This is a genomic window from Streptomyces niphimycinicus (assembly GCF_018883605.1).
GTDB lineage: Bacteria > Actinomycetota > Actinomycetes > Streptomycetales > Streptomycetaceae > Streptomyces > Streptomyces niphimycinicus.
The window spans coordinates 1-2646 of record NZ_JAHLEM010000341.1; the positions used below are offsets into that span (position 1 = coordinate 1).

The following is a 2646-nucleotide window of genomic DNA, read 5'->3' on the forward strand; positions in this document are numbered from 1 at the left end:
ATCGGCCATCGCGGTGTCCTTGATCGTGGCCAGTTCCGCGGCGGTGAAGCGGGTGGTCACCGTCGTCGTGCCGCCCAGGCTGCCCAGCAGGGCGCGGCCGATGAAGGCGGACTTCCGGGCCCGCCCGATGATGGTGAGATGGGCGCCGCCCGTACGGGTGTCGCCCGTGGCAGCGGCGCCGAGTGTGTCGATGACGCCGCGGTCATGGCTGGGTTTGGCGTATCCGAGGCCCCGGTGCTCGTTCATCCAGCTTTCCAGGAAGCTCATATAGCTGGACCCGTCGCCCACGGCGTGGTTCATCGTGAGGCCCAGGATGGAGCCCCCGCCCTTCATATGGGTGAGCTTCACCGTGAAAAGCGGCGTATCGCGGTCGACCACCCAGAAGGGCATGGCGTGGCTGAGATGGCGCTCCAGTCCCTTTTTCGCCGTCTGGCGAGGCCCGTAGTCCGGCATGGGCTCGGACGCGTATGCCTCGACGAAGCGCACCCCGCCATCGTCGCAGAGCACACTGAGGCCGCCGTCGAAATCCCTCTTCATCCGCCCGGAAAGGATCGGGAAGTTGCGCAATGTCCGGCCGAGGGAGGCGCGGAGCGCCTCGCCGTCGAGGGTCTCCCGGTAGAAAAAGGCACGCGGTGTATAGACCGGGCCGATGAGCATGTCGTAGACGGTCAGCCGTATGCGGTCACCGCTCGCCTCCCCGGCACGCACGGTGAACGTTCGCTTGGCGCCGCTCTCGGTGGCGGATGCCGTCATACTCACACGCTCTTTCGTCGGGACCGAACACGCTGTCGCGTCGACGCGTTGACCCTAACGCCCCGGTCGCGAGCGGCCTCATGAACCGGAGCCGGGTTTAGGGAAATTCGGCACCTTCCGTTCGGCCTCGATCTTTCTCAGCGGCCGTGGCCGTGTTAGGCCCTGCCGTCAAAGAGGGGCGCCCTGCTCCCGACGCCTGGCACGGCCGCTCGCCGCGTTGTCGCATCACCCGAGTACGCCCAGTACGAGGGCGACGCTCCGCCTTGCGATCGACCGCACCAGCCGCCGCTCGCGGCCGGACGCCCCCTTCGACGACAGGCCCTAAGCCGGGTGCCCCAGAAGCATCGTCGGGGAGCCCTTCGCGCGGGTCAGCACGATGGTGCAGGCGTTCCCGCCCTCGAGCCGGAGCTTCTTGCGGAGCTGCTCCGGCTCGACCGCGGAACCGCGCTTCTTGATGGTCGCGATGCCGACCTCCCGCTCCCGCAGCAGCGCCTTGAGCTTCTTCAGATTGAACGGCAGCACATCGGTGATCTCGTACGCGGTGGCGTACGGCGTCGGGCGCAGCTCGTCCGTCGTGATGTAGGCGATCGTCGGATCGATCAGCCGGCCGCCGACGCGGGCCGCGACATCGGCGACGAGATGGGCGCGGATGACGGCCCCGTCCGGCTCGTAGAGCCAGCGGCCGACCGGGCCGGGCTCGGGGGCGGGGAGATGCGGGGTGCCGACGAGGGAGTGGGCGCTCGGCAGAAGGGTGGCGCGGCGCAGCCCGGGGCGGGCGGTGCCGAACCACAGGACGGCCTCCTTCACCTGGCCGTGGTCCGAGATCCACTCGGCCTCCGCGTCCTCGGGGACCGCCTCGTGCGGCACGCCGGGAGCGATCTTGAGGGCGGCGCGCGGGGTGGTGCGGGCGGCCTCGATGGCCCAGGAGAGGGGCGGGGAGTACGCCTCGGGGTCGAAGACGCGGCCCCGGCCGCCGCGCCGGGCCGGGTCGACGAAGACCGCGTCGAAGGGCCGGGTGTCGATGTCGGTGACATCGGCGCAGCGGATCTCGATCAGCTCGGCCAGGCCGAGCGCCTGGGCGTTGGCGCGGGCGACGGCGCAGGTCAGCGGGTCGCGGTCGACGGCGAGTACGGAGATCCCGGTGCGGGCGAGTGCGATGGCGTCGCCGCCGATGCCGCAGCACAGATCGGCCATCCGGCGGACGCCGAACTCCGCGAAGCGGGCGGCGCGGTACGCGGCGACGGAGGTGCGGGTGGACTGCTCCACGCCGTTCGGCGTGAAGTACATGCGGTGCGCGTCCTCGGGGCCGAATTTGGCCACCGCCCGCTGCCGCAGCGTGGCCTGGGTCAGGGCCGCCGAGACCAGCGCCGGGGGGTGATCGCGGCGCAGCCGCGTCGCGGTGGCGAGCTCCTTCGCCGGGTCGTAGTCGCGGAGCCCGGAGAGCAGCGCCTGCCCCTCGTCGCCGAGCAGTGAGTCGAAGGCGTCAACGTCCACATGGCCCATTCTCCCCGCTCCCGCGAGCGCATTCGCCCGCGTACGGCGCGCATATCCACGCCTTTGGGCCGAAGATCGCTTATGTGATGATGATCAAGACTGGTTTTCCTCGCTCTCTGGTTCTCGTCGGCGCGGCAGCCGTGCTCACGGCCTGCGGATCCCTCGGCGCCGCCACCGAGCCGCACACCGGCTCCCGTCGCGGCGCTCCCATGCCGCCGCCCTCCCTCGCCTCCCGGCTGGACGACCCGCCGTCGCCCTCACGGCCGCCATCCGGACGGGAGCCGGAGCGGCGGCCACCGGCGTCGTCCGGGCCGGGGCACGAGGGCGAGGCCCGGGACGGCGCGTTCCCGGACGGGTCGCCGCGCTCCGGTGACCCATCGGCGTCCGCGTCGGCCCCGG

2 protein-coding genes and 1 pseudogene are annotated in these 2646 nt (G+C 71.5%); 1 reads left to right on the forward strand and 2 read right to left on the reverse strand.

Annotated elements, in window-relative coordinates:
• Together KN815_RS27835 and KN815_RS27840 are read right to left on the reverse strand one after the other, a co-directional pair.
• Positions 1-753: acyltransferase (locus KN815_RS27835; RefSeq protein ID WP_216344663.1), on the reverse strand; the 753-nt coding region annotated here is incomplete at its 3' end.
• 321 nt (positions 754-1074) lie between these two features.
• Positions 1075-2256, reverse strand: a complete 1182-nt coding sequence (locus KN815_RS27840) for a class I SAM-dependent methyltransferase (protein ID WP_216344664.1) — start codon at positions 2254-2256, stop codon at positions 1075-1077.
• A gap of 77 nt (positions 2257-2333) precedes the next feature.
• On the opposite strand from KN815_RS27840, the pseudogene KN815_RS27845 reads away from it, so the two are divergent.
• Positions 2334-2646 (forward strand): annotated as a pseudogene (locus KN815_RS27845) (polysaccharide deacetylase family protein); the annotation flags it as partial.

What these genes read in the sequence shown, in the direction of transcription:
- KN815_RS27840 (WP_216344664.1), bottom strand. Translation starts at nt 2,256, where the DNA reads ATGGGCCATGTGGACGTTGACGCCTTCGACTCACTGCTCGGCGACGAG.